The 22479-nt window shown below is 67.8% G+C and carries 21 protein-coding genes, 7 tRNA genes and 1 pseudogene; 10 read left to right on the forward strand and 19 right to left on the reverse strand.

The window, feature by feature from the left end:
• The first annotated feature begins 1 nt into the window (after nucleotide 1).
• Entirely contained in the window at nucleotides 2-1309 is a 1308-nt protein-coding gene (locus tag ACZ9CK_RS07135) for a sensor histidine kinase (RefSeq protein WP_476049613.1), read from the forward strand.
• Nucleotides 1306-1989, forward strand: a complete 684-nt coding sequence (locus ACZ9CK_RS07140) for a response regulator transcription factor (RefSeq protein WP_426303093.1) — start codon at nucleotides 1306-1308, stop codon at nucleotides 1987-1989. The genes ACZ9CK_RS07135 and ACZ9CK_RS07140 overlap by 4 nt, the downstream gene beginning before the upstream one ends.
• Here ACZ9CK_RS07140 and ACZ9CK_RS07145 read toward each other — a convergent pair.
• The 7 genes from ACZ9CK_RS07145 to ACZ9CK_RS07175 form a co-directional block, all read right to left on the reverse strand.
• Entirely contained in the window at nucleotides 1986-3311 is a 1326-nt protein-coding gene (locus ACZ9CK_RS07145) for an HRDC domain-containing protein (protein ID WP_426303094.1), read from the reverse strand. The genes ACZ9CK_RS07140 and ACZ9CK_RS07145 overlap by 4 nt on opposite strands.
• An 89-nt stretch (nucleotides 3312-3400) precedes the next feature.
• Nucleotides 3401-4057, reverse strand: a complete 657-nt coding sequence (locus tag ACZ9CK_RS07150) for a DUF3000 domain-containing protein (RefSeq protein WP_476049614.1) — start codon at nucleotides 4055-4057, stop codon at nucleotides 3401-3403.
• Nucleotides 4058-4148: 91 nt separating this feature from the next.
• The gene (locus tag ACZ9CK_RS07155; RefSeq protein WP_426303431.1) at nucleotides 4149-5237 is read right to left on the reverse strand and encodes a threonine aldolase family protein; all 1089 of its coding nucleotides are present in this window, start codon (nucleotides 5235-5237) and stop codon (nucleotides 4149-4151) included.
• Nucleotides 5238-5321: 84 nt separating this feature from the next.
• A complete protein-coding gene (locus ACZ9CK_RS07160) occupies nucleotides 5322-6065 on the reverse strand; it encodes an SDR family NAD(P)-dependent oxidoreductase (RefSeq protein ID WP_426303096.1) in 744 nt (247 codons plus the stop codon).
• The gene (locus tag ACZ9CK_RS07165; protein WP_476049615.1) at nucleotides 6065-7432 is read right to left on the reverse strand and encodes a DUF6421 family protein; all 1368 of its coding nucleotides are present in this window, start codon (nucleotides 7430-7432) and stop codon (nucleotides 6065-6067) included. The genes ACZ9CK_RS07160 and ACZ9CK_RS07165 overlap by 1 nt, the downstream gene beginning before the upstream one ends.
• A gap of 171 nt (nucleotides 7433-7603) precedes the next feature.
• Nucleotides 7604-8092 (reverse strand): peptide-methionine (R)-S-oxide reductase MsrB, encoded by a 489-nt coding sequence (gene msrB, locus ACZ9CK_RS07170; RefSeq protein WP_476049616.1) that lies wholly within the window; start codon nucleotides 8090-8092, stop codon nucleotides 7604-7606.
• Between the two features lie 14 nt (nucleotides 8093-8106).
• Nucleotides 8107-8598 (reverse strand): hypothetical protein, encoded by a 492-nt coding sequence (locus ACZ9CK_RS07175; RefSeq protein ID WP_426303099.1) that lies wholly within the window; start codon nucleotides 8596-8598, stop codon nucleotides 8107-8109.
• 109 nt (nucleotides 8599-8707) lie between these two features.
• Here ACZ9CK_RS07175 and ACZ9CK_RS07180 point away from each other — a divergent pair, with 109 nt between their 5' ends.
• Entirely contained in the window at nucleotides 8708-9967 is a 1260-nt protein-coding gene (locus ACZ9CK_RS07180; RefSeq protein ID WP_476049617.1) for an alpha/beta hydrolase family protein, read from the forward strand.
• A 13-nt stretch (nucleotides 9968-9980) separates the two neighbouring features.
• Here ACZ9CK_RS07180 and ybaK read toward each other — a convergent pair whose 3' ends face one another.
• From ybaK to ACZ9CK_RS07195, 3 genes are all read right to left on the reverse strand, one after another.
• Nucleotides 9981-10472: a Cys-tRNA(Pro) deacylase gene (gene ybaK, locus ACZ9CK_RS07185; RefSeq protein ID WP_426303101.1), complete on the reverse strand. Its 492-nt coding sequence runs from the start codon at nucleotides 10470-10472 to the stop codon at nucleotides 9981-9983.
• A 12-nt stretch (nucleotides 10473-10484) separates the two neighbouring features.
• A complete protein-coding gene (locus ACZ9CK_RS07190) occupies nucleotides 10485-10946 on the reverse strand; it encodes a SufE family protein (RefSeq protein ID WP_426303102.1) in 462 nt (153 codons plus the stop codon).
• A 70-nt stretch (nucleotides 10947-11016) separates the two neighbouring features.
• Nucleotides 11017-11937: a sulfurtransferase gene (locus ACZ9CK_RS07195; protein ID WP_476049618.1), complete on the reverse strand. Its 921-nt coding sequence runs from the start codon at nucleotides 11935-11937 to the stop codon at nucleotides 11017-11019.
• 215 nt (nucleotides 11938-12152) lie between these two features.
• On the opposite strand from ACZ9CK_RS07195, the gene zapE reads away from it, so the two are divergent.
• Entirely contained in the window at nucleotides 12153-13190 is a 1038-nt protein-coding gene (gene zapE, locus ACZ9CK_RS07200) for a cell division protein ZapE (protein ID WP_476049619.1), read from the forward strand.
• Nucleotides 13191-13193: 3 nt separating this feature from the next.
• Here the strand turns inward: zapE and ACZ9CK_RS07205 are convergent.
• The 9 genes and pseudogenes from ACZ9CK_RS07205 to ACZ9CK_RS07245 all read right to left on the reverse strand — a co-directional run bounded on the left by ACZ9CK_RS07205 (nucleotide 13194) and on the right by ACZ9CK_RS07245 (nucleotide 17234).
• Nucleotides 13194-14445, reverse strand: a pseudogene (locus ACZ9CK_RS07205) (benzoate/H(+) symporter BenE family transporter).
• A gap of 128 nt (nucleotides 14446-14573) precedes the next feature.
• Nucleotides 14574-14792 carry an antitoxin gene (locus ACZ9CK_RS07210; protein WP_426303106.1) on the reverse strand — a complete coding sequence of 73 codons (219 nt, stop codon included), beginning with the start codon at nucleotides 14790-14792 and terminating at the stop codon, nucleotides 14574-14576.
• A gap of 88 nt (nucleotides 14793-14880) precedes the next feature.
• Nucleotides 14881-16341 carry an amino acid permease gene (locus ACZ9CK_RS07215; RefSeq protein WP_476049620.1) on the reverse strand — a complete coding sequence of 487 codons (1461 nt, stop codon included), beginning with the start codon at nucleotides 16339-16341 and terminating at the stop codon, nucleotides 14881-14883.
• 213 nt (nucleotides 16342-16554) lie between these two features.
• Nucleotides 16555-16627: transfer RNA gene (locus ACZ9CK_RS07220), tRNA-Gly, on the reverse strand.
• 43 nt (nucleotides 16628-16670) lie between these two features.
• A tRNA-Val gene (locus ACZ9CK_RS07225) sits at nucleotides 16671-16745 on the reverse strand.
• Between the two features lie 46 nt (nucleotides 16746-16791).
• Nucleotides 16792-16864 (reverse strand) — tRNA-Gly (locus ACZ9CK_RS07230).
• 60 nt (nucleotides 16865-16924) lie between these two features.
• Nucleotides 16925-16996 (reverse strand) — tRNA-Val (locus tag ACZ9CK_RS07235).
• Between the two features lie 40 nt (nucleotides 16997-17036).
• Nucleotides 17037-17107, reverse strand: a tRNA-Cys gene (locus ACZ9CK_RS07240).
• 54 nt (nucleotides 17108-17161) lie between these two features.
• Nucleotides 17162-17234: transfer RNA gene (locus tag ACZ9CK_RS07245), tRNA-Gly, on the reverse strand.
• Nucleotides 17235-17540: 306 nt separating this feature from the next.
• Between ACZ9CK_RS07245 and ACZ9CK_RS07250 the strand changes: the two genes are divergently transcribed.
• The 6 genes from ACZ9CK_RS07250 to rpe all read left to right on the forward strand — a co-directional run bounded on the left by ACZ9CK_RS07250 (nucleotide 17541) and on the right by rpe (nucleotide 22426).
• Nucleotides 17541-17612, forward strand: a tRNA-Val gene (locus ACZ9CK_RS07250).
• Between the two features lie 122 nt (nucleotides 17613-17734).
• Nucleotides 17735-18616 carry a cytochrome gene (locus ACZ9CK_RS07255; protein WP_476049621.1) on the forward strand — a complete coding sequence of 294 codons (882 nt, stop codon included), beginning with the start codon at nucleotides 17735-17737 and terminating at the stop codon, nucleotides 18614-18616.
• Nucleotides 18617-18670: 54 nt separating this feature from the next.
• The gene (gene def, locus ACZ9CK_RS07260; RefSeq protein WP_426303109.1) at nucleotides 18671-19237 is read left to right on the forward strand and encodes a peptide deformylase; all 567 of its coding nucleotides are present in this window, start codon (nucleotides 18671-18673) and stop codon (nucleotides 19235-19237) included.
• Nucleotides 19234-20151 (forward strand): methionyl-tRNA formyltransferase, encoded by a 918-nt coding sequence (gene fmt / locus ACZ9CK_RS07265; protein ID WP_426303110.1) that lies wholly within the window; start codon nucleotides 19234-19236, stop codon nucleotides 20149-20151. Before def ends, fmt begins: the two co-directional genes overlap by 4 nt.
• Nucleotides 20148-21710, forward strand: coding sequence for an RsmB/NOP family class I SAM-dependent RNA methyltransferase (locus ACZ9CK_RS07270; protein WP_476049622.1), 1563 nt, complete (start codon nucleotides 20148-20150; stop codon nucleotides 21708-21710). The genes fmt and ACZ9CK_RS07270 overlap by 4 nt, the downstream gene beginning before the upstream one ends.
• Before the next feature lie 44 nt (nucleotides 21711-21754).
• A complete protein-coding gene (gene rpe, locus ACZ9CK_RS07275; protein WP_426303112.1) occupies nucleotides 21755-22426 on the forward strand; it encodes a ribulose-phosphate 3-epimerase in 672 nt (223 codons plus the stop codon).
• Nucleotides 22427-22479 lie beyond the last annotated feature (53 nt).

Consider the following 22479-nt stretch of genomic DNA (forward strand, 5'->3'; position numbering starts at 1 on the left):
CGTGGGCCACACTAGCTCGAAGGACATCAGCTCGAACCAAACCGGCTCGAACAGGGCACGGCTGTCCGCGGCGACGCGGGCAGCCGTGTTCCTCATGATCGGCGGGCTGCTCGCCGTGCCCTATGCCGCCGTCGCCCTCTGGATCGTGCAGTTGTGGCGGCTTGCCGCCGCCAATCCGCTGGCCGTGCCCAGCAGCCTCCTCATCGGAGCCGGGCTGCTGGCCGTGCCGTCCACCCTCCGCGTCATGCGGACCCTGGAACGGACCGCCGCCAACGAGCTCCTTGGCACCGCGCTGGAAGAACCCGCCGGAACAACCCGCCTTGCCGACGTCGCCCGCGGTGCGCTCTGGTTCCTGGTGCACCTGCTGTCCGGCGCGCTCGCCGTCGCCGTCCTGGTGTTCGTGTTGCCCACACTGGCCGTGATCGCATTCGCGGCCTTCGGGGGCGGCATCACAAGCCTTGAGCCGTTCACCGGCCAGCTGCTGCCCGGGGTCGGGACCGTGGCCGCGGCCTGGCTCCTGGCGGCGGCCGGCATGGGCGCCCTGGCGCTGCTGGTCGGGGTGGCGAGCCAGCTGCGGGTCTGGGCCGTCCTGCTCCTGGGGCCCTCCGAACAGGCGAAGCTCGCCATCGCCGAGCGGCACGCCCGCGAGCTCGCCCGGCGGAACGGGCTGGCCAGGGAACTCCACGATTCGATCGGGCATGCCCTGACGGTCACCACTCTGCAGGCGGCGGCTGCACGCAGGCTGCTGGCCACGGAGCCGGACAAGGCGGCGGCCTCCATGGCTGCGGTTGAAGAGGCGGGCCGGGCCGCCCTGGAGGAACTGGACTACGTGCTCGGGATCCTCCGGGCGCCCACGGACCAGCCGGGCGCCCTGCAGGAACGTCTTCACGAACTCATCGCGCGGCATCAGGCCACCGGTCCGCCCGCCGAACTGCGCCTCGCGGGCGATCCCTACGCCGTGCCGGACACTGTGGCCGCCGAGCTCTACCGAATGGTCCAGGAAGGCTTGAGCAACGCGGCCAAGCATGCGCCGGAATCGGCGTGCACCGTAGTGGTCGAGGTGCGCGGCAGCCCTGCCGCCGGTTCGCTCGGACTCCTGCTGAGCAACAGGCTTCCGACGGCGGTGCGTTCCGGTGCGCGGGACCTTCCGCTCCTGCGCACGGCAGGGGGCCGAGGGCTGGCCGGACTGGCGGAGCGGGCGGTCCTCCTGGGCGGTACGTTCAAGGCCGGGGCATCCGGCGGTATGTGGCATCTGACGGCGGAACTGCCTTGGGGAGGCAGCGGGACTTCGGGAAGCGCAGGAAGATGATCAGGCTCCTGGTTGTGGACGACGAACCATTGGTGCGCTCCGGGCTGCGCGCCATTCTCGACGGTGAACCCGGACTTGAGGTGGTTGGCGAAGCCGGGGACGGGGCGGAGGTGCCGGCCCTCGCCGCCCGCCTGCGGCCCGACGTCGTCCTGATGGACGTCCGCATGCCCGGCATTGACGGAATCCAGGCCACCCGCCTGCTCCTGGAAGGGAGCCGTCCGGTCCCGTCCGACGGCGCCCCTGCAAGGCCGAAGGTGCTGGTGCTGACCACCTTCGGCAGCGACGACTACGTGTTCGCGGCCCTGCGCAGCGGCGCGTCAGGCTTCCTGCTCAAGCGGTCCCGGCCCGAGGAAATCATCCAGGCGGTGCGGACGGTGGCCTCCGGGGACAGCGTTGTTTTCCCGGAAGCCGTCCGGCAGCTCACCGTTCCCGGCCACGACCAAACCGCCGCGAAACTGCTCGCCACGCTGAGCGCCCGGGAGCAGGACGTGCTCGCGGAGCTCGCGGCCGGCCGGAACAACGCCGAGATCGCATCGGCCCTCTACCTCAGCCCCGAAACAGTCAAAAGCCACGTGGCCTCGCTGTTGGCCAAGCTTCAGGTACGGGACCGCACCCAGGCCGTGATCATGGCCTACGAGACGGGATTCATCAAGCCAGGGACGCGGCGCAGCGGCAGCTAGGGAGCCGGCTTTTCCCGGGTTTCCTTCGACGGCAGGGGTTCCGGGTTCAGGCTCGCCTCGGCCAGGATGGGCGCGGTGATGGCGATCTGCCACTCCCGGGCACCGAGTTCGCGCAGCTCCGCGGCGACCGTCTCCGTGGTGATGTCCGACGGCGGCCGCCACAGGACGCGGCGCAGGTAGTCGGGTGTGAGGAGATTCTCCACCGGCAGCTTCAGCTCCTCGGCGGCCGCCTGCAGGCGGGGTCGCGCGGTCGCCAGGCGGGCGGCGGCGTCGGGATCCCGGTCCGCCCAGACGCGCGGCGGCGGCGGGGCGTTCGTCGGCAGGTGCAGGGGCGGGAGGTCCTCGAGGCCGCGGGCAACGGAAATGCAGCGTAGCCAGCGCGGTGCTTCGCGCTGCGCGGCACGGCCGTGGAAGCCCTTGGTGGCCAGAAGCTGCGGAACCGTGGAGGGCAGCGACTTGGCGGCTGCCACGAGCGCGGAGTCCGGAATGAGCCGGCCCGGTGCGACGTCCCGCTTTCGTGCCAGCTGGTCCCGTTCCAGCCACAATTCCCGCACGGCGGCAAGCTGGCGCCGGTCCCGGATCTGGTGCAGACCGGACGTCTTGCGCCACGGATCCACCCGGGGTGCGGGGACGCCGCTTGCCAGGATGCCGGCGAACTCCTGCTCCGCGAACTCCAGCTTGCCGTCCGCTTCGAGCAGTTCGATCAGTTCCTCGCGCAGTTCGGCGAGGACTTCGACGTCGAGCGCGGCGTAGCGCAGCCAAGGTTCCGGCAGTGGCCGGGTGGACCAGTCCGCCGCGGAGTGTTCCTTCGCCAGGCCGAAGCCCAGGAGCTGTTCGATGACGGCGGCCAGCCCGACCCGGGGCAGCCCGGCCAGGCGGGCGGCCAGTTCGGTGTCGAAGAGCTTGTCCGGCCACATGCCCAGCTCGGAAAGGCAGGGCAGGTCCTGCGTGGAGGCGTGGAGGATCCATTCGACGCCGGACAGGGCCTCGTTGACAATCTTCAGGTCTTCGAACGGTTCGGGGTCGATCAGCCACGTTCCGGCGCCTTCGCGCCGGATCTGCACGAGAAACGCCCGTTGGCCGTAGCGGAAACCGGAGGCCCGTTCGGCGTCCACTCCGGCGGGACCGGTTCCGGAGGCAATGGCCGCGGCGCAGCGTTCCAGGCCGGCAAGGGTGTCGATGACCAGCGGCACGCCCTCGCGCGGGGCGTCGAGGTCGATTACCTCGGGGATGGGGTTGTCGAAGCCTTCCACGGTGATGTGTGGGGCGGGTTCAGCAGCCGGGCCGCCGGCTGTGTTGGGTTCCAGGTTTTCAGGACTCATGGTGCCTTACAGTCTAGCGATTCCGGCAGGCCGGGGGTTGGACAACGCCGTCCCGTCGCCGCGGCAGGCCGCCCGCAGGGGGCGGACATTCAGTTCAACCGCCGGGACGGGAGGGGGGTGACCCCTGGCGGCAGGGGCGGTAGGCCTGCGAAGGTGCAGACCATGTCGGACCAGGCTTCGAGGTGGGCCTGCGCATCGGAGCTGGCCGGGGTCCAGGACGCCCGCAGTTCGATGTCGATGGTGTCCGGCCGGCCGGCGAGGGTGCCGAAGCTTTCCGAGAGGATCCGGGTTGCCGTGCCGCCCGCCGCGCGGTACCGGGCACTATGGTTCTCCAACGCTTCGACCAGCCAGGTCCAGGCCACCGAGCCCAGCATTTCGTCGTTGCCCATGTCGGCCTCCAGCTGGGCCCGGATGTAGGTCACGATCCGGAATTCGCCGTCCCAGACGGCGGAGCCGTCCGGATCATGCAGCAGGATGAAGCGGCCCGTGGCGAGTTCGTTGTCCTCGTCATCGTCGCCAGTGGAGGGGTTGTCCGCTGCGAAGGCCAGGGCCGCCGGGCCGTGGACGGGCAGCTGGCGGCGGGCGGGTGCGTGGCTGAACACCTCTGCGCCCATGGCGACGGCGTACGGGGCAAGGCGCGTGGGGGCCGGGATTTCGCCGAGCTTCAGCTCGGGCCTGCACTGCGCCTTCCGGAGTGTTCCCAAGGCGTGAAGAAAGTCCTCGGGAAGCTGTGATAGAGCGTTCACCTTGGCAGATTATGTGTCCGGGGCGGCGAAATCCCGTAGGCACGCCGCCCCGGCCAAGGTGCCGTGACCCCAGGCCGCATTGGCCCAGGGGCTACTGCGCAGCCAGTTCGCGTTTGATCGCGGCAACGAAGGCGTCGATATCCGCTTCGCTTGTGTCGAAGGAGCACATCCAGCGAACTTCCCGCGCGGCTTCGTCCCAGTCGTAGAACTTGAAGGAATTCCGGAGCCGGTCCGCCACGCCGGGCGGCAGGATCGCGAACACGCCGTTCGACTGCGTCGCCTGGGTGGGCTCGACTCCGTCGATCCGGTCCACGGCGGCACGCAGGCGGGTGGCCATGTCGTTCGCGTGCCCGGCCGAACGCAACCAGAGGCCGTCCTCCAGCAGGGCGATGAACTGGGCGGAGATGAAGCGCATCTTCGAAGCCAGCTGCATGTCCATTTTGCGCAGGTACTTCAGGCCGTGGGCGGCCTCGGGATTGAGGGCGATCACGAGTTCGCCGAAGAGCAGCCCGTTCTTGGTTCCGCCGAAGGAGAGGATGTCCACTCCGGCGTCGCGGGTGAAGGCGCGCAGCGGGAGTCCGAGGTGGGCGGCCGCGTTGGCCAGCCGGGCGCCATCCATGTGCAGCTTCATGCCACGGGCGTGCACGTGGTCCGCGATGGCCTTGACTTCCTCGGGCGTGTAGCAGGTGCCCAGTTCGGTGGTCTGGGCGATCGACACCGCCAGCGGCTGTGCACGGTGCTCGTCGCCCCAGCCCCAGGCCTCGCGGTCGATCAGTTCCGGCGTCAGCTTGCCGTCCGTTGCCGGAACCTGCAGCAGCTTCATGCCGCCGATCCGTTCCGGAGCGCCGTTCTCGTCCACATTGATGTGGGCGGTGCCGGCGCAGACCACCGCACCCCAGCGCGGCAGCAGGGACTGCAGCGCGACTACGTTCGCGCCGGTGCCATTGAAGACCGGATAGCATTCGGCGCCCTCACCGAACAGCTCCTCGATGAGGCCCTCCAGCTTGTGGGTGTATTCATCGTCGCCATAGGCAACCTGGTGCCCGCCATTGGCGGCGGCCAGTGCGGTCAGGACCTCTGGATGCACGCCGGAGTAGTTGTCGGACGCGAAACCCCGGACTTCCGGATCGTGGATCCGGCCGGCCAGGTTTTCCGTGGACTGCTGCAGGGCAGTTGTCATGGGTTCATTCACTCTTTCAGTCTAAGGAGGGGCAGCCGCTGCGGGCCGCCCCGGGGCGCGGGCCAGGGCCCGGGCGGCGTCGCGTCAGGGAACCAGCCGGATCCGGCGCCCGTTTACTTCCTCGGCAGGCTGCTTGAACAGCCCGACGGCGGCCGCGGCCAGTTCCTCGACGTCCGTGTATCCGGGGAACTTCCGTTCCGGGTGGGCGTGCCGCATGCCGGCATCCACGAGCGCTTTGACGATGAAGACGACGGCAGCGCTGTGCTGCTCGACGGGATCGGAGGTTCCCGCGGGCTCGGATTTCACGCCCGACTGCTCGCGCCGGAAGCCGTCGGCGACGGCGAACGTCCAGGCTTCTGCGGCGGCCTTGGCGGCGGCGTAGCTGGCTGCCGCCGCGGTGGGTGCGGAGACCGTCGTCGAGCTGACGATCGCGAGCCGCCCGGCGGGGGAGTCTGCGAGGTCGCGGTAGAAGACCCGCGAGACGTTCCGTAGCGTGGTCAGGGCGCTGCTGGACAGGGCATCCCAGTCCTCGTCCGGCTGGTCCTCGATGCCCTTGGCGCCGCGCCAGCCGCCCACCAGGTGGATAACGCCGTCCACGGGACCTGCGGCTGCGTGGACCTCGTCGGCGAGCTCGCGCACCGCGGGCAGGCTGGTGAGGTCGCAGACCAAGGGCGTGACGCCGTCGCCGGCTTCCTCCGCGGCGGCCGTGATGCGGCTACGGTCCGAACCGACGGCGAACACCCGGTGACCGGCAAGGGCAAGGGCCCGTGCGGCAGCAATGCCGGAAGCGCTGCTGCCGCCCGTGACCAGGACATTCAGTGGTGCCATCAGGCCGCCGTCGATCCCGTGATGCCGGTGGTGGACTCGATGACAGGGCGCATCTTCTTCTCCAATGCCTCGTAGAACATGGACAGCGGGAATTCGTCGTCCATGACCTGGTCGGTCAGCTCGCGCGGTGCGCCGGTCAGCGGCAGCGCGTCGGGGCCTTTGGCCCAGACCGAAGCGGGGTTGGGGGTAACGGTACCCGAAATCAGCTGGTATGCGGCCAGCCAGTGGGCGGTCTTCGGGCGGTCGATGGAGCGCCAGTACAGCTCTTCGATCTGCTCGCCGAGCTTGACGACGACGTCGGCAACGTCTTCCCAGTCGATCCTGAGCTTGCTGTCGGTCCAGTGCAGCACACGGTGCTGGTGCATCCAGGCGAAGAGCAGCTGGCCGCCCAGGCCGTCGTAGTTGCGCACGCGGCTGCCGGTGATGGCGAAGCGGAAGATACGGTCGAAGATGATGGCGTACTGGACCAGCTTGGCGTGCTTGCGGGCGTCCTCGGAGGCTTCCTCGTCCTTTTCGATCTTCACGGACTCGCGGAAGGCGGTCAGGTCGCAGCGCAGTTCCTCCAGGGAGTACAGGAAGAACGGCATGCGCTGCTTGATCATGAAAGGGTCGAAGGGCAGGTCGCCGCGCATGTGGGTGCGGTCGTGGATCAGGTCCCACATGACGAACGTGCGCTGGGTGAGGTCCTGGTTGTCCAGCAGTTCGGCGGCGTCGGCCGGCAGTTCCAGCGAGGTGGTCTTGGCGGCGGCCTTCAGGACCCGGCGGAAGCGTGCGGCCTCGCGGTCGGCGAAGATGGCGCCCCACGTGAAGGTGGGGGTTTCGCGCACGGCCACGGTCTCCGGGAACAGCACGGCGGAGTTGGTGTCGTAGCCCGGGGTGAAGTCGATGAAGCGGATCGGGACGAAGAGCTTGTTGGAGTAATCGCCGGCTTCAAGGCCGCCGATGAATTCGGGCCAAATGACCTCGATCAGCACAGCTTCGACCAGGCGGTTCGTGCTGCCGTTCTGGGTGTACATCGGGAAGACGACCAGGTGCTGCAGGCCGTCCACGCGCTGCTCCTGGGGCTGGAACGCCATGAGGGAGTCCAGGAAGTCCGGCACGCCGAAGCCGGTGTCGCTCCAGCGGGCGAAGTCCTTGACCAGCAGTTCGAGGTAGAGGGCGTCGTGCGGGAAGGCCGGGGCGAGTTCCTCGACGGCGGCGATGATGGCGGCGACGTGTCCGCGGGCAGCCGCGTGGTCCGTGGTCTCGGGGACGGAACCGTCCTTGGCCTGCAGGGCCTGCAGCGCGGTGGCTGCGGCTTTCAGGGAGCCCCATGCCGGGTTCTCTGCGGTGATGCGTTCTCGGGTCGCCGTGGCGGTGGTGGTCATCGTTGACGGTGCCTTTCCTCAGTGGTTTTTGATTCTGAGGCGAGCGTAGCAAGCGAACAGTGTTGCTAAGTGAAAAGCGCCTTGAGCATAAGAGAATCTATTGCATGGAGGCTGGGAAATGGCCGGGAGGTCCAGCCAGGGAACAGGCTGGATCTCCCGGCCGCGACCGGGCTAGCTGCCGGCCGGCGTCTCCACCAACTTCAGGGAGACGGAGTTGATGCAGTAGCGCTGGTCTGTAGGAGTGCCGTAGCCCTCGCCTTCGAACACGTGGCCCAGGTGGGAATCACAGTTGGCGCAACGCACTTCCACCCGTTCCATGCCCATGCTGCGGTCGTGGAGGTAGAGTACGGCGCCTTCTGCCAGCGGCGCCCAGAATGAGGGCCAGCCGCAATGCGAGTCGAACTTCTCCTTGCTGGTGAAGAGCTCGGCTCCGCAGGCCCGGCATTGGTAGACGCCAGCCGTGTGGGTGTCCCAGTATTCGCCCGTGTAGGGGCGCTCGGTTCCCGCCTGGCGCAGCACCCGGAATTCCTCCGGCGTCAGTTGCTGCCGCCATTCGGCGTCGCTCTTTTCCACACAGGCGCCCTTGTCCGGAACATCCTGGTGCGGCACCCCGGCCGTCAGGTCGGCGGTGCCGAAGTACTTGCTGTTGTCGGTGCTCATGCTGTGCTCAACGTTCAGGAGTCGCCAATGAATCCCGAACCGGCATACAAATGCAGCACGGGCAGGCCCAGCTGGTCCTGTGCCTTGTTTGCCCAGTCCGTGTGGAAGGTGTCTGAGATGGCGTGCGGACGGGTGACCACCACCGCCTGGGAGGCATTCAAGGCCTTGACCTTCGCTACCAGGCCGGCGACAGCACCGCCGTCGACGATCTCACCGGTGACCCCGGAGCCCAGGCCTTCCAGCGCCTCGAGCGAGGCCGCCAGTGCGCTCTCAGCGCCGGCGCGTTCCACCTCGGGGTCCGGCGCCTGCGAGAGCAGGTCCCGGAAGGCTTTCGCCACCTCCAGCATGGACAGGTTCTCCAGGAAATCGACCAGCAGATGCCGTTCAGTGTTGGCCGGCACCAGCACCACGATGGGGGCATCGCTGCCGTCCACGAGTTTGGCGATGTTGACGCGGTCGTCCCGGCCGAGGGGTTCTTCGCTCAGAATGACGATTGGATCGCTCATGGCTACAGCGTAGACCCGGACCCGGCCGCGTGGCAGCGTTTGGCTGCCGAATCCGGCCGGGCGTTGCGGCGATTCCAGCAAAGATGCTGGCGGGATGGACAATGGTGGAATGGCATTGACTTTGCGCGCGGCCGCCCCGGCCCGAGGCACCGCGGGAATGTCCGCCCGCGCACGGTGGACGCTGGCCGGAATCGCCGCCGGCGGTGGCCTGGCCGCGCTCGTCGGTGCCGGCAGTTCGGCGCTGGCCGCCTACTTCGCCAGGCGCATCATCACTCCCTCCGTCCGCGACGCCGACCAGGAGGTCCTCGCCGTGGTGCGCAGCGATGACGGACTGCAGATCATCATGGCGGCCACCGAGGACAGTACTTCTCACGGCACCTTCAGCCTCTTCTTCGATGGCGGCGCCGGCCACGCGCGGATCGGCAGGATCGTCTCCTACTCGCCCGCCGAACGGACCGTGCAGCGCGAAGTCGAGGAGGTCTACAGCGGCGACCTCGCGAGGGCGCACCGCGGATGGTGGAGCGGTGCGGTCTACGCCTCGCCTGCCTCGCTCGGCCTGGAGGCCGAGGACGTCGAGATAGAGGTCGACGGCGGCAGGGCACCGGCCTGGTTGGTCCACGCCGAACAGGGGGGTACAGCCGCCCGGGTGTGGGCCATCATGGTGCACGGCCGCGGGGCCACCCGGCTGGAATGCCTGCGGGCCTTGCCGGTGGCCCGGAGCCTCGGCATGGACAGCCTGCTGATTTCCTACCGCAACGACGGCCTCGCACCGGCCGCCCCGGACGGCCGCTACGGACTGGGGTCGACTGAATGGCGCGATGTCGAAGGCGCCATCGCCTTCGCCCTGGAGCAGGGCGCCGAGGAAGTCGTGCTGTTCGGCTGGTCGATGGGCGGGGCGATCTGCCTGCAGACCGCCGACCTTTCCCGCTACCGCCACCTCATCAGGGCGCTGGTGCTGGACGCTCCCGTCATCGACTGGGTGAATGTCCTGGCGCACCACGCGCGGCTGAACAGGATCCCCTACGCAGTGGGCCGGTACGGCCAGCTCATGCTCGGCCATTCCCTGGGCCGCAGGCTGACCGGTCTGGCCGCGCCCGTGGACCTGCGGGCAATGGACTGGGACGCCCGGGCCGTGGAGCTGCGCACCCCCACTTTGCTGATCCACAGTGTCGACGACGACTACGTGCCATACGGTCCGTCGGCGAGTCTGGCCGAACGGAATCCCGAGATGGTCACCTTCGAACCGTTCCGCGCGGCCAGGCACACCAAGGAATGGAACGTGGATCCGGAGAAATGGGAGCGGCTGGTCCGGTCCTGGCTGGAACCGCGGCTGGCCCCGCTCGCGCCCCAGCTCACGGGCGGCCGCTGAAGTCCGTCGCCCCTCAGGCGCCGGCGATCGGCGCTACGCGCGCTTGGGTGAGCCGGACGAGGTCTGCCGGCGCGAGCTCGATGTCCAGGCCACGCCGTCCGCCCGAAACCAGGACCGTGGGGAAGCCCAGCGCCGATTCATCGACGACGGTGGGCGAGGGCTGGCGCTGGCCCAAGGGAGAAATTCCGCCCAGGACGTACCCGGTGCGACGTTCCGCAGTTTTCGGATCGGCCATGGCCGCCTTCTTGGAGCCCATTGCGGCCGCAATTGCCTTGAGGTCGAGCGTTCCGCTGACCGGGACGATTCCGACGGCGAGTTTGCCTTCGATGTCCACCATCAGGGTCTTGAAGACCCGCGAGGGGTCGACGCCGAGGACTTCCGCCGCTTCCAGCCCGTAGCTTTCCGCGGCCGGGTCGTGGGTGTACGGGTGGACCGTGAACGGAACGCCGGCCGCAGCCAGGACGGCTGTGGCCGGCGTTCCGGTCGACGCTTGTTTCTTCGCCATGTTCTTTGGGCGCTAGGACTGCAGCCGGTCGGCGGCGGCCACCTTGCGCTTGATGCGGCCGAGCATGGCGGTCATGCCGCGCATGCGGAGGGGAGTAATGGCGCGGGTAAGCCCCAGCAGCTCCGGCATGTCGTCGGGGACCGAGAGGATTTCGGACGCGGTCAGGCCGTCGAGCCCCTCGTGCAGGACACCGGCGAAGCCGCGCGTGGTGGGCGCTTCCGGCGGGGCCTTGAAGAACAGCCGGTAGCCGAGGGTTCCGCCGTCGTCCTTCCGCTCCTGTTCAATGGTCAGGAACAGCGGCGACTGGCACTCAACCACCTGTTCAAGCAGTTCCGGGTGGTCCAGCAGGCGCTCCGGCAGCTCCGGCAGGCCGCGGGAGAACTCAAGCAGCAGCTGCAGGCGTTCAGGCTCGGTCAGGGCCTGGAAATCATCGACAATTTCCGCCAGTGCGGCGGGCAGGGTATTCGTACTCATCACGTCCAGCTTACGCAGTCCGGACGGGGTTTCGCCCCCGTCCGGACTGCTGGTTCAGGGAAAGTGCCGGCTAGTGGACCAGCGCAGGAACGGAACCGCGCTCCGCACCCTTGACGATCGGAACGCGCACGGCGTTGCCCCATTCGGTCCAGGAACCGTCGTAGTTGCGCACGTTCTGGAAGCCCAGCAGGTACTTCAGGGCGAACCAGGTGTGGCTGGAACGCTCGCCGATGCGGCAGTAAGCGACCACCTCGTCGCCCTCGTGCAGGCCGGCTTCGCCCAGGTACAGGGCCTCGAGTTCTTCACGGCTACGGTAGCTGCCGTCTTCGGCCGCCGCACGGGCCCACGGGATGGAGGCCGCGGTGGGGATGTGGCCGCCGCGCAGCGCGCCTTCCTCGGGGTAGGCCGGCATGTGGGTGCGCTGGCCGGTGTATTCCTCGGGGGAGCGGACGTCGATCAGCGGCTTGCCGAGGTGCGCCAGGACATCTTCCTTGAAGGCGCGGATCGGTGCGTCATTGCGCTCGACGACGGGGTACTCGCCCGGGGCCGGCTGCGGGACCTCGGTGGTCAGTTCGCGGCCCTCGGCGATCCACTTGTCGCGGCCGCCGTCCAGCAGGCGCACGTCCTCGTGGCCGAAAAGGGTGAAGACCCACAGGGCGTAGGCTGCCCACCAGTTGGACTTGTCGCCGTAGATGACCACGGTGCTGTCGCGGGAAATACCCTTGGCGGTGGCGAGGGCGGCGAAAGCTGCCCCGTCCACGTAATCGCGGGTGACCTCATCGTTCAGGTCAGTGTGCCAGTCGATCTTGACGGCGCCGGGGATGTGGCCGGTCTCGTAGAGAAGGACGTCTTCGTCGGATTCGACAACAACGAGCTTGCCATCGGTGGGCGCTCCGCCTTCGAGGGCCGCAGCGAGCCATTCGGTGGACACGAGGCGCTCCGGGTGCGCGTACTTCGCGAACTTTTCGTTCTGTTCAACGGGGTAGGACATGGGTATGGCCTTTCACTGAAGATGGTCGGCGCCGGACCGGACGGCGGGGCATTCCTCTGCCCGGCTTGGAACCAACACTAGCCATGCGCCTCCGGGATTGCTCCTGTGCGGTCACATGGTGAAACATGGCCGCCCGTCCGGCTCCGGCCGTGTCCGTGCCTGCCGCGCGTTCCCGGTATTCTTGCTGAGGACCTACCCCTGAAGAACGGACCGTTTTGGTACAGATCGAACAGCTCGCCGCACGCACCCCCGCGGTCTCGGTGGACGAGATCCTGCAGGGGTTCCATCCTTCCCCGCGGTTCGGGGAGGTCTCCTTCGCCAGCTACCGTCCCGATCCTTCCCAACCCAGCCAGGCGGCAGCCGTCAAGGCCCTGGAAGGTTTCGCCGCGGGGGTCGGCAACGGCACCGGCGGAGGCTTGTTCTCCAGGCTTTTCGGAAAGAAGGACACCGGACGCGCCGGCATCTACCTCGACGGCGGCTTCGGCGTCGGCAAGACGCACCTGCTGGCCTCGCTCTGGCATTCGGCACCCGGGCCCAAGGCTTTCGGCACCTTCGTCGAGTACACCAACCTGGTGGGGGCGCTGTCCTTCCGAAAGACTGTCGAGGCGCTCAGCAGCTACAAGCTCGTCTGCATTGACGAATTCGAACTCGACGATCCCGGCGACACCGTGCTGATGTCCCGCCTCATGCGGGAACTGGCCGACGCCGGCGTGCGGCTCGCGGCGACCTCCAACACCCTGCCGGGTTCCCTTGGCGAGGGGCGCTTCGCCGCCGTCGACTTCCAGCGCGAAATCCAGGTCCTGGCGGACCAGTTCGAGGTCATCAGGATCGACGGCGAGGACTACCGCCACCGCGGACTGCCGGCTGCACCGGCCCCGCTGAAGACCGAGGACCTCAAGCGGCACATGCACGCCGAATTCGACGGTCAGACCGTCGCCGTCGACGACTTCCGCCAACTGGTGGACCACCTGGCCGGTGTCCACCCCAGCCGCTACCGCCAGCTGATTGCAGGGATCGACGGCGTGGTGTGGCGCGACGTGGAGACCATCACCGAGCAGGCCGTCGCCCTCCGTTTCGTGGTGCTCGCGGACCGCCTGTACGACAAGGACGTTCCGATCCTGGCCAGCGGCGTGCCGTTCGACAAGCTCTTCACCGAGGAAATGATAGGCGGCGGGTACATGAAGAAGTACTACCGCGCCGTCTCCCGCCTCACGGCGCTGGCCCGCGAAGGCCAGAACCACGAACCGTCCTGACGGTCAGGATTTCTTCAGGGCCGGTTCGTCCTTGCCGCTGCGGTCCTTGAGGACCCAGCGGACCACAATCCCCGCCAGCAGGGCCCAGAACGCCGCCCCGATTCCGGCGACGCTCAGCCCGGAGGCGGCCAACAGGAACGTCACTGTGGCTCCGATCCGTTCTTCCGCCACCGCAAGCGCCGAAGCGATCGCCGAGGCCATCGTGCCCAGCAAGGCCAGTCCCGCCACGGCCTCAAGCAGTCCCTGCGGCGCCGCGGCCACCACCGTGACCAGCGCTGCCGAGGAAGCTGCGAGCACCAGATAGGCCAGGCCCGAGGTGAAGGCGGCAATCCACCGCCGGCTGCGGTCCGTGCCTGCTTCCTCCCCGGCGGCCAGGGCCGCGCTGAGGGGCGGCCAGGTTGATGGCGTGGCCGCCGAACGGGGCGCCGAGCACCGTCCCCGCGCCCGTGACCAGCATCGACGGCCGCCAGGGCGTGGCGTAACCGAAGGACTTCAGCACTGCCACGCCCGGAATGTTCTGGGACGCCATTGTCACGATGAACAGCGGCAAGGCCAGGCCGGCCACGGACTGGAGGCTGAACGCCGGAGTGGTCCAATGCAGTTCGGGCAGCAAGCGGTCCACCGCAACGCTTCCGCCGTTCAGCCCTATGTGGAGGCCGATGACGGCCAAGGCGACCCCGAGCGACGCCGGAACGGACCAGCGGGGCGCCAGCTTCGTCATGAGCAGCCAGCACAGGACCACCGGCGCCACCAGCAGGGGAGCGGCGCCGAGGGCCTTGAAGGGTGCCACGCACAGCGGCAGGAGGACGCCGGCGAGCATCGCCTGGGCAAGCGCGGTGGGTATCCGCGCCATCAGGCGCCCCAGCGGCGGGAGCAGGCCGGTGAGCGCGATGAGCACCCCCGCAATCAGGAAGGCGCCGACGGCGGCCGGCCAGCCGCCGTCGGGCGTACCGGCTCCCGCGAGGAGCGCCGCACCGGGGGTGGACCAGGCGAGCGTCACCGGCACCTTGGACCGCCAGGAGAGCCAAAGGACGCCGACGCCGAAGCACAACGTGAGGGCCAGCAGGCCGCTGGCCGCCTGTGCATCGCTGGCTCCCACGGCGCGCAGCCCCGCGAGGACGACCGCAAAGGAGGAAGTGAAGCCGACGAGGGCCGTCACGACGCCGGCGGTCACGGGCATGGACAACTGCGGGGACGGCGGGACTGGAGGGGCGGTGGCCCGGGCGGGTGCGGCGCCGGATTCGGGGGATGGCATGATCTTCAACGGTACCCGAGGTGGGTGGCGGGATTGCGCCGCTCCGGTATCACGTTAAACGCCAAGGGCACCGGTGCCGCCTCCCGGCGGGACCGGTGCCCCGTTGACGTAACTGTTACGGCAGCTCTTTACCGAGCCTCATCGGCGGCGGGAGCTTCGCCGTCGGCGTTCTCCACGAATCCGGAAGCGGCGTCCTGGACCGCATCGACCTGCTCGGCGAACTTTCCACCGGTCTTGTCGTCGATGAAATCACCGGCCTTCTCGATGCCGTCCTTGATGGCTTCCTCGTTGCCACCAATGAGCTCTTGAGCCTTGCCCTTCAGATCGTCAATAAGTCCCACGGGCACCTCCCTTCCGTCGCGGAGCCAGTTCGCTCCTCCGTTCCCGAGCCTAACCCGACATCCCTGCCCTGCCAAGCACGGGTTGCCGGACTCCTCAGCGCCCCGCGTCCAGGCTGTCGCGCAGTTGGTGCCGGGGGCTGTCCGGGTTCATCAGCGAATGCCTGCGGCCGTAGCCGAAGTAGATCGCCAGGCCGATGACAAGCCAGACGGCGAACCGCAGCCAGGTGTCCCAGGGCAGCTGCGTCATCAAGAAGCCCGAGGCCAGCACACCGAAGGCGGGCACCAGGGGCATAAGCGGCAGGCGGAAGGTGCGTGGGGCGGCCGGCTTCGTGTAGCGGAAGACGATCACGGCCACGCAGACCACCACGAAGGCGGCAAGGATGCCGATGTTGGTCAGGTCGGCCACTGCCTTGATCGGGAAGATTCCGGCCAGGAAAGCCGAAGTGACCCCGGCGATCCAAGTGACGCGCTGCGGGGTGCCGTTGCGGTCCGTCTTGGCGAACCAGGACGGCAGGAGCCCGTCGCGGCTCATCGTGAACCAGACGCGGGTGACGCCGAGCAGGAAGGTGAGCATGACGGTCAGGATGGAGAGCACGGCGAAGACCGAGATGATGGTGGCGATCACCGGAAGCCCGACGCCGGTGAATGCGGAGGCGAAGCCGGCCGTAGGGTTGATGTCCTTGTAGTTCTGCATGCCGGTCAGCACGAGGGTGGCGGCCACGTAGAGGAGCATGGCGATCACGAGCGAGAGCACGATTGCCTTGGGCATGTGCTTCTTGCCGTCCTTGGCCTCTTCTGCCGCGGTGCTCATGGCGTCATAGCCGAAGACCGCGAAGAACACGGTGGCCGATCCGGCCAGCACCGGGCCGAAGCCGCTGGGCATGAACGGGTTGTAGTTCTCGGTGTTGATGTAGAAGATCCCCAGCCCGATGATGAACACGATCAGCAGCACCTTGATGCCGACGGCGACCAGCTCGAAGCGGCCGAAGGTCTTGGTGCCGCGGCTCAGGATCCAGGTCACGAGGAGGCAGACCAGGATGGCGGGAAGGTTGATGAGGCCGCCCTTGCCTTCGTCCGCCGTGGAGGTCATCCAGGCCGGCATGTGGATGCCGATTCCGGCGAGGAAGGCATCGAAGTATCCGGAGATGCCTATCGCGACGACGGCGACGATCGCGATGTACTCAAGCAGCAGGTCCCAGCCGATGAACCAGCCGATGATTTCACCCAGGGCGACGTAGCCGTAGGTGTAGGCCGAGCCGGCGCGGGGGATCATGCCGGCGAACTCGGCGTAGGAGAGCGCAGCCGCCGCCGAGGCGAGGCCGGCTACGAGGAAGGAGATCAGCACAGCGGGCCCGACTCCGGGGTTGCTCCCGTTGCCGTGGGCCACCAGCCCTGCGAGGGAGAAGATGCCGACGCCGATGATGCCGCCCACTCCGATGGCGGTCAGTTGCCAGAGACCGAGGCTCTTGAGGAGACCGCTGTGCTTGTTCTCCTCCTCGATGGTGTCGATGGGCTTCTTCCTCAGGATGGTACTCGTGAGCGTTTGTTGGTTCACCGGGGGTGCTCCTGCCTGTAGGCGTGGTGGCTGAAAGCCAAAAAGGTCCGAGGAATAGTATGCGAGTCGGATCACATCAGATAAAGCGATTTTTCCTTAGCTTTATTCGTGGGATATTCCGATGCTTTGAATTCCGGTTTCCGGATCTGCGCGGTTCGAGGGTACAAAAAAAGCAGCTCCGCAGAGCTGCTTCAGGTGGGCGCGGGCCCGGAGAGCGGACGACGAGATTCGAACTCGCGACATCCACCTTGGCAAGGTGGTGCTCTACCAGCTGAGCTACGTCCGCGCATGCTGGACCAAGGTCCAACAACGAGCAAGTTGCCTTGCTCTGGTGGGCGATACTGGGATCGAACCAGTGACCTCTTCCGTGTCAGGGAAGCGCGCTACCGCTGCGCCAATCGCCCGTTTCCGTCAGGAGCCGGCTGCATTCCGGGCCCTTAAAAACAGGAGAGCGGACGACGAGATTCGAACTCGCGACATCCACCTTGGCAAGGTGGTGCTCTACCAGCTGAGCTACGTCCGCAAATGTTGAGCGGATGGCCGGAGCCACCCGCTCAACGTCAAGCAAGTTTCCTTGCTCCCGTGGGCGATACTGGGATCGAACCAGTGACCTCTTCCGTGTCAGGGAAGCGCGCTACCGCTGCGCCAATCGCCCGTAATGATCCGGTCGGAACCGGTATCCAGGGTTTTCACCGAGGTGGGTACGGGATTCGAACCCGTGTATACGGCTTTGCAGGCCGCTGCCTCGCCTCTCGGCCAACCCACCGTGTAAGCATTGATTCCGGTTTCCCGGGAGTCTTTGCCGTGACAGTGTCCTGCGAGCGGACGACGAGATTCGAACTCGCGACATCCACCTTGGCAAGGTGGTGCTCTACCAGCTGAGCTACGTCCGCATTTGCCGGATTTCCGCGGCCCGCCCCGGTGGGCAGCCCGTCGCTTTCCGACGAGTAAAAACTCTATAGGAGGTTCGAGGAAACTCCAAATCGTTGGGCCCGGGAGGCCTGCCTGCCCCGCGACTTCCTTGGATTGGCGCGGGATTCACGAGTTACACGCTTGTGATTAGCCGTGCTTTCCGCGGGCTTTCCGCGGGTCGGCCGGGCCGTGGACGGCGTCACCGGAAGCCGCCCACCGGGTCAATTCGGATTCCGTTCCGGTGGTTTTTGATTTCCGGCCGGAGTCGGTTAGTGTTTTTGATGCACGGGCGATTGGCGCAGTGGTAGCGCGCTTCGTTCACACCGAAGAGGTCACTGGTTCGAACCCAGTATCGCCCACCGTGAAATGAAGGCCCCTGCTGCTCCAAAAAGCGCGGCAGGGGCCTTTGTCGTTCTGTTTGTCGTACTCTGTACGGTCTTCCGGCTCGGATCCTGTCGGGGGTCTGTGAAAGAGTTTTCCTATGACTGATCCACTGCTTGCCCATGCCACTGAATACGGCCGGATGTACGCCCGTTCCACGACGGAAGCCTTTTCCGTGCCGTCCATCACCACGGTCATCGGGCAGCAGGCACACTCGCTGGATGGTTGGTTCGGCTACATGGGAGCGAACAGCCTGGCGAACGATCCCGAACTGCCGCGGCTCCTGGGCAGCCCTGCCGGTCTGCGGCAGGCGGTCAACAAGGCGGCCAAGGCGGCCGAGGTATACAGGGACGATGCAGCCCAGCGCGGGGACCGGGTGCACGGTTATTGCGAACAGGTGGCCCTTCGGGCGCTGGGCAGGCCGCATCGGGTGGAGGAATCCAGGACCCTGTTGGCTTCGCACGGCGAAGAAGCCTTTGCGGCACGTTTCGATGAATGGTGGGAACTGTACCGTGTGGAGCCGCTCGCCCCGGAGATCACTGTCTGGAACACGAGCGTCGGCTACGCCGGCACCTTGGACCTGGTAGCGCGGATCAACGGCCGGATCTGCCTGATCGATTACAAGACAAAAGGGACCAACCGTGACGGCACCGTCAAGGCTTTGGACGACAAGGTCGTGATGCAACTGGTGGCGGGCATGAAGGCGGAGGAAAGCCTGGTGGATCCGGTATCGGGGGAGTGGGAGCCCTGGAAGTACGGCGAGGATCCGGTCCTTCTGGCGGTGGCCATCGGCGAGACCGAAGTCCGCCCGCAGCGCGCCAACCCCGACGTCCTGAAACACCATTGGTGGAAATTCTGCGCTCTGAAACGGGTTTGGGACACCTCCGCGAACGCCGCCACGGCGGGAACGGCCCTGCTTCCAGTCGCGCCACCGGCCTACCCCGCCGCTCCGGCCGTGGCAGGCTCCACTAAACTGGCTTAGCTTCCCTTTTCCAATGGGAGCGGATCAGACCCCGATTGTAAGGACAGACAGCGCATGGCCATTTTGAGTATCCGGATCATCGGGGACCCTGTGCTGCGCACGGTGGCTGATCCCGTCACGGACTTCGGCCCCGAGCTTGCCAAACTGGTTGCCGACATGACCGAAACGATGGAAGACGTGGACGGCGCGGGTCTCGCCGCCCCGCAGGTCGGCGTGAGCCAGCGGGTCTTCACCTACCGGATCGACGGCGTCGAGGGACACATCATCAACCCCGTGCTGGAAAACAGCGAGGACTTCCAGGACGACCAGATCGAAGGCTGCCTCTCCATCCCAGGACTGGCCTTCCCGGTCCGCCGCCGCCGCACCACCCGTGCCACCGGCGTCGACCTCCACGGAAACCCGGTCAGCGTCGAAGCCGAGGGCATGCTTGCGCGCTGCTTCCAGCACGAGACGGACCACCTGGACGGCGTCCTCTTCACGGACCGGCTCGAAGGCGAAGACCGCAAATCCGCCCTGCGGGCTATCCGGGCCGCGAACTACCACGCGGTGACCGAACAGACCACCAGCAAGCGCGCCACGACGGTCGGCTCCAGCTTCGGCAGCTTCGGTACTGCTGAATGAGGGTCCTCTTCGCCGGCACCCCGGCGGTCGCTGTTCCTTCCCTTGACGCGCTGCTCGACGCCGGATTCGACGTCGTCGCCGTCCTGACCCGACCGGATGCGCCCACCGGCCGCAAGAGGATCCTGACGCCGTCTCCGGTCGCCGCCCGTGCCGCAGAGCTCGGCATTGAGCTCATCCACGCAAGCAAGGTGGACGCTGAAACCACCGCGCGCATCGCCTCTTTCGAGCCTGATGTCGCGGCGATCGTCGCCTACGGCGGGATTATCCCCAAGGCCGCCCTGGCCGTCCCGCAGCACGGCTGGATCAACCTGCACTTCTCCCTGCTCCCGGCCTGGCGCGGCGCCGCACCCGTGCAGCGGGCTGTCATCGCCGGTGACGACATCACCGGCGCCGCCACCTTCCAGCTGGAAGAGGGGCTGGACACCGGGCCGGTCTTCGGAACGGTCACCGAAACCGTCCGGCCGGAGGACACCGCCGGTGACCTGCTGGAACGGCTTTCCCGCAGCGGCGCCGTTCTGCTCAGCCAGACCCTGTCCGCCGTCGACGCCGGCAGGGCAGCCCCGGAACCGCAGAGCGGTGAGGTCTCGCTCGCACCGAAACTCACGCTCGACGACGGCCGGATCGACTGGCGGCAGCCCGCCCTTGCGATCAACCGCAGGGCCCGGGGCGTCACCCCGGAGCCTGGCGCCTGGACCATGCTGGACGGCCAGCGGGTCAAGCTTGAGCCGCTGCAGTTGCGGCCCGATGTCCGTGACCTGGAGCCGGGCCGGCTTCGCGTCGCCGGCAAGAGCGTGCTGGTCGGCACCGGTTCCCATGCCGTGCAGCTCGGCCGGATCCAGCCAGCCGGTAAGAAGATGATGGCCTCGGCGGACTGGGCCCGCGGCGTGGCAGTAGAAAGCGTGGAATTCGAATGAGTGAGTCCGGACGACGGAACCCGGCAAACCATGGCGGACGCGACGGCGGCAACCGCGGCAGGGGCGAGCGGAGCCAGGGCGGAAACGGCGCAGTGCGGCGCGACGCCAAGGGGCGTGAACGCAACCGCGGGCCGCAGCGTGGTTATTCGGCAAGTGCACCTTCGCAGCGGACCCGCCGTGCCGATCCTGCACGCCTGGTGGCCTTCGAAGTACTCCGGGCAGTGGCCTCCGAGGACGCCTACGCCAACCTCGTGCTGCCGGCACGGATCCGCCACCACCACCTCGACAAGCGCGACGCCGGGTTCGCCACCGAACTGAGCTACGGCGCGCTGCGCGGCCAGGGCACCTATGACGCCATCCTCGCGGCCTGCGTGGACCGGCCGCTCGCGCAGCTGGACCCGGCGGTGCTGGACGCCCTGCGGATCGGTGCCCACCAGCTGCTTGCCATGCGGGTCCCCGCCCACGCGGCCCTGGACCAGACCGTGGGCCTTGCCCGTGCCGTGATCGGGGCCGGGCCCTCATCCCTCATCAACGCGGTGCTCCGCAAGGTCACGTCCCGCTCGCTGCCCGAATGGCTTGACCACCTCCTGGCGGGCGAGACGGACTCCGTCAGGATCGACGCCGTGCGCCACGCGCACCCGGAGTGGATCGTGCGCGCCCTCCGCCAGTCCCTAGTGGCCCACGGGCGCCCGGCCGATGAAATCACCGCGCTCCTCGAAGCCGACAACGCGGCCCCCGTGGTGAACCTCGTGGCGCTGCCCGGCCTGGGCAGTCTTGACGAAGCCTTGGAGAACGGGGCAACTCCGGGCCCGCTGGTCGCCGGTTCGGCGCTGTCCAGCGGCGGCGACCTCGGGCGGCTGGCCTCGGTCCGGGCCGGTACCACCCGCGTCCAGGACGTCGGTTCCCAGCTGGTGGCCCGGGCCGTCGCCGCCGTCGACCTCGGCAAGGGAAGCCGTGAAGGCGAGAAATGGCTGGACCTCTGCGCCGGCCCTGGCGGAAAAGCGGCGCTGCTCGCCGCGCTTGCCAACGAGTCCGGCGCCAGCCTGCTCGCCAATGAGCCTGCCCCGCACCGGGCCAAACTGGTCAGCCAGGCGCTGGCTGCCGTGCCCGCCTCCACCTGGTCCGTGCGCACCGGCGACGGCCGGGACCTGGGCAAGGAACAGCCCGGCACCTTCGACCGGGTCCTCGCCGACGTCCCCTGCAGCGGCCTGGGAGCCCTCCGCCGCAGGCCGGAATCCCGTTGGCGCCGAACGCCCAAGGATCTCGCCGAGCTGGGCCCGCTGCAGCGTGAACTGCTCGAATCCGCCATCGACGCCGTCCGGCCCGGCGGAGTCGTGGCGTATGTGACCTGTTCCCCGCACCCGGCCGAGACCACCGCCGTCGTCAGCGACGCGTTGGCCAAACGGGAGGACCTCGAACTGCTGGACGCCGGCACGGCGTTGGATGCTGTCAGCCTCGAGGGGAACCTCGGCGCCGGAAACGAACTCACCGCGCAGCTCTGGCCGCACCTGCACCGGACGGACGCCATGTTCATGGCCCTCATCCGGAAGAAGCCCTAAGCTCCACCCGCACCTGCACACCACCAACGCCAAGGGGAACGAACTTGTCCACCTGCTGCATCAACCCGAGCATCCTGTCCGCCGACTTCGTGAACCTGGAGGCGGAGCTGAAGCGAATCAGCAATGCCGACGCCGTGCACGTGGACGTCATGGACAACCACTTCGTGCCGAACCTGACACTCGGGCTGCCGGTGGTGGAGCGCATCCAGGCGGTCAGCCCGGTGCCACTGGATGCCCACCTGATGATCGCCGACGCCGACCGCTGGGCACCTGCCTACGCCGACGCCGGCGTCGCTTCGGTGACTTTCCACGCCGAGGCCGCCATCGCGCCTATCAAACTCGCGCGTGAGCTGCGTGCGCGCGGCGCAAAGGCCGGCATGGCACTGCGCCCGGCGACCCCGGTGGAGCCGTACCTGGACATGCTCAGCGAACTGGACATGCTGCTGATCATGACGGTGGAACCCGGTTTCGGCGGGCAGTCCTTCCTCGATGTGACGCTGCCCAAGATCCGCCGGGCGCGCGCCGCCATCGACGGTTCCGGGATCGGTGTGGCGCTCCAGGTGGACGGCGGCATCACCGAGGAAACCATCCTGCGCGCGGCCGAGGCCGGGGCCAACGTGTTCGTGGCCGGTTCCGCCGTCTACGGCCAGGAGGATCCCGCCGCGGCCATCGAGCGGCTCCGCGAGGCCGGCATCGGTGCGTACGCACGGCGCTAAGTGCAAACCGTGACGAACTGTTGACCCGCGCGGCCCGGGAATAGCCGGGCCGC

The organism is Arthrobacter sp. TE26545 (assembly GCF_056279005.1).

What these genes read in the sequence shown, in the direction of transcription:
- def (WP_426303109.1), top strand. Translation starts at nt 18,671, where the DNA reads ATGGCCATTTTGAGTATCCGGATCATCGGGGACCCTGTGCTGCGCACG.
- ACZ9CK_RS07155 (WP_426303431.1), bottom strand. Translation starts at nt 5,237, where the DNA reads ATGACAACTGCCCTGCAGCAGTCCACGGAAAACCTGGCCGGCCGGATC.
- ACZ9CK_RS07270 (WP_476049622.1), top strand. Translation starts at nt 20,148, where the DNA reads ATGAGTGAGTCCGGACGACGGAACCCGGCAAACCATGGCGGACGCGAC.
- ACZ9CK_RS07165 (WP_476049615.1), bottom strand. Translation starts at nt 7,432, where the DNA reads ATGACCACCACCGCCACGGCGACCCGAGAACGCATCACCGCAGAGAAC.
- ybaK (WP_426303101.1), bottom strand. Translation starts at nt 10,472, where the DNA reads ATGGCGAAGAAACAAGCGTCGACCGGAACGCCGGCCACAGCCGTCCTG.
- ACZ9CK_RS07145 (WP_426303094.1), bottom strand. Translation starts at nt 3,311, where the DNA reads ATGAGTCCTGAAAACCTGGAACCCAACACAGCCGGCGGCCCGGCTGCT.
- ACZ9CK_RS07255 (WP_476049621.1), top strand. Translation starts at nt 17,735, where the DNA reads ATGACTGATCCACTGCTTGCCCATGCCACTGAATACGGCCGGATGTAC.
- fmt (WP_426303110.1), top strand. Translation starts at nt 19,234, where the DNA reads ATGAGGGTCCTCTTCGCCGGCACCCCGGCGGTCGCTGTTCCTTCCCTT.
- ACZ9CK_RS07160 (WP_426303096.1), bottom strand. Translation starts at nt 6,065, where the DNA reads ATGGCACCACTGAATGTCCTGGTCACGGGCGGCAGCAGCGCTTCCGGC.
- ACZ9CK_RS07195 (WP_476049618.1), bottom strand. Translation starts at nt 11,937, where the DNA reads ATGTCCTACCCCGTTGAACAGAACGAAAAGTTCGCGAAGTACGCGCAC.
- ACZ9CK_RS07180 (WP_476049617.1), top strand. Translation starts at nt 8,708, where the DNA reads ATGGCATTGACTTTGCGCGCGGCCGCCCCGGCCCGAGGCACCGCGGGA.
- msrB (WP_476049616.1), bottom strand. Translation starts at nt 8,092, where the DNA reads ATGAGCACCGACAACAGCAAGTACTTCGGCACCGCCGACCTGACGGCC.
- ACZ9CK_RS07175 (WP_426303099.1), bottom strand. Translation starts at nt 8,598, where the DNA reads ATGAGCGATCCAATCGTCATTCTGAGCGAAGAACCCCTCGGCCGGGAC.
- ACZ9CK_RS07190 (WP_426303102.1), bottom strand. Translation starts at nt 10,946, where the DNA reads ATGAGTACGAATACCCTGCCCGCCGCACTGGCGGAAATTGTCGATGAT.
- ACZ9CK_RS07140 (WP_426303093.1), top strand. Translation starts at nt 1,306, where the DNA reads ATGATCAGGCTCCTGGTTGTGGACGACGAACCATTGGTGCGCTCCGGG.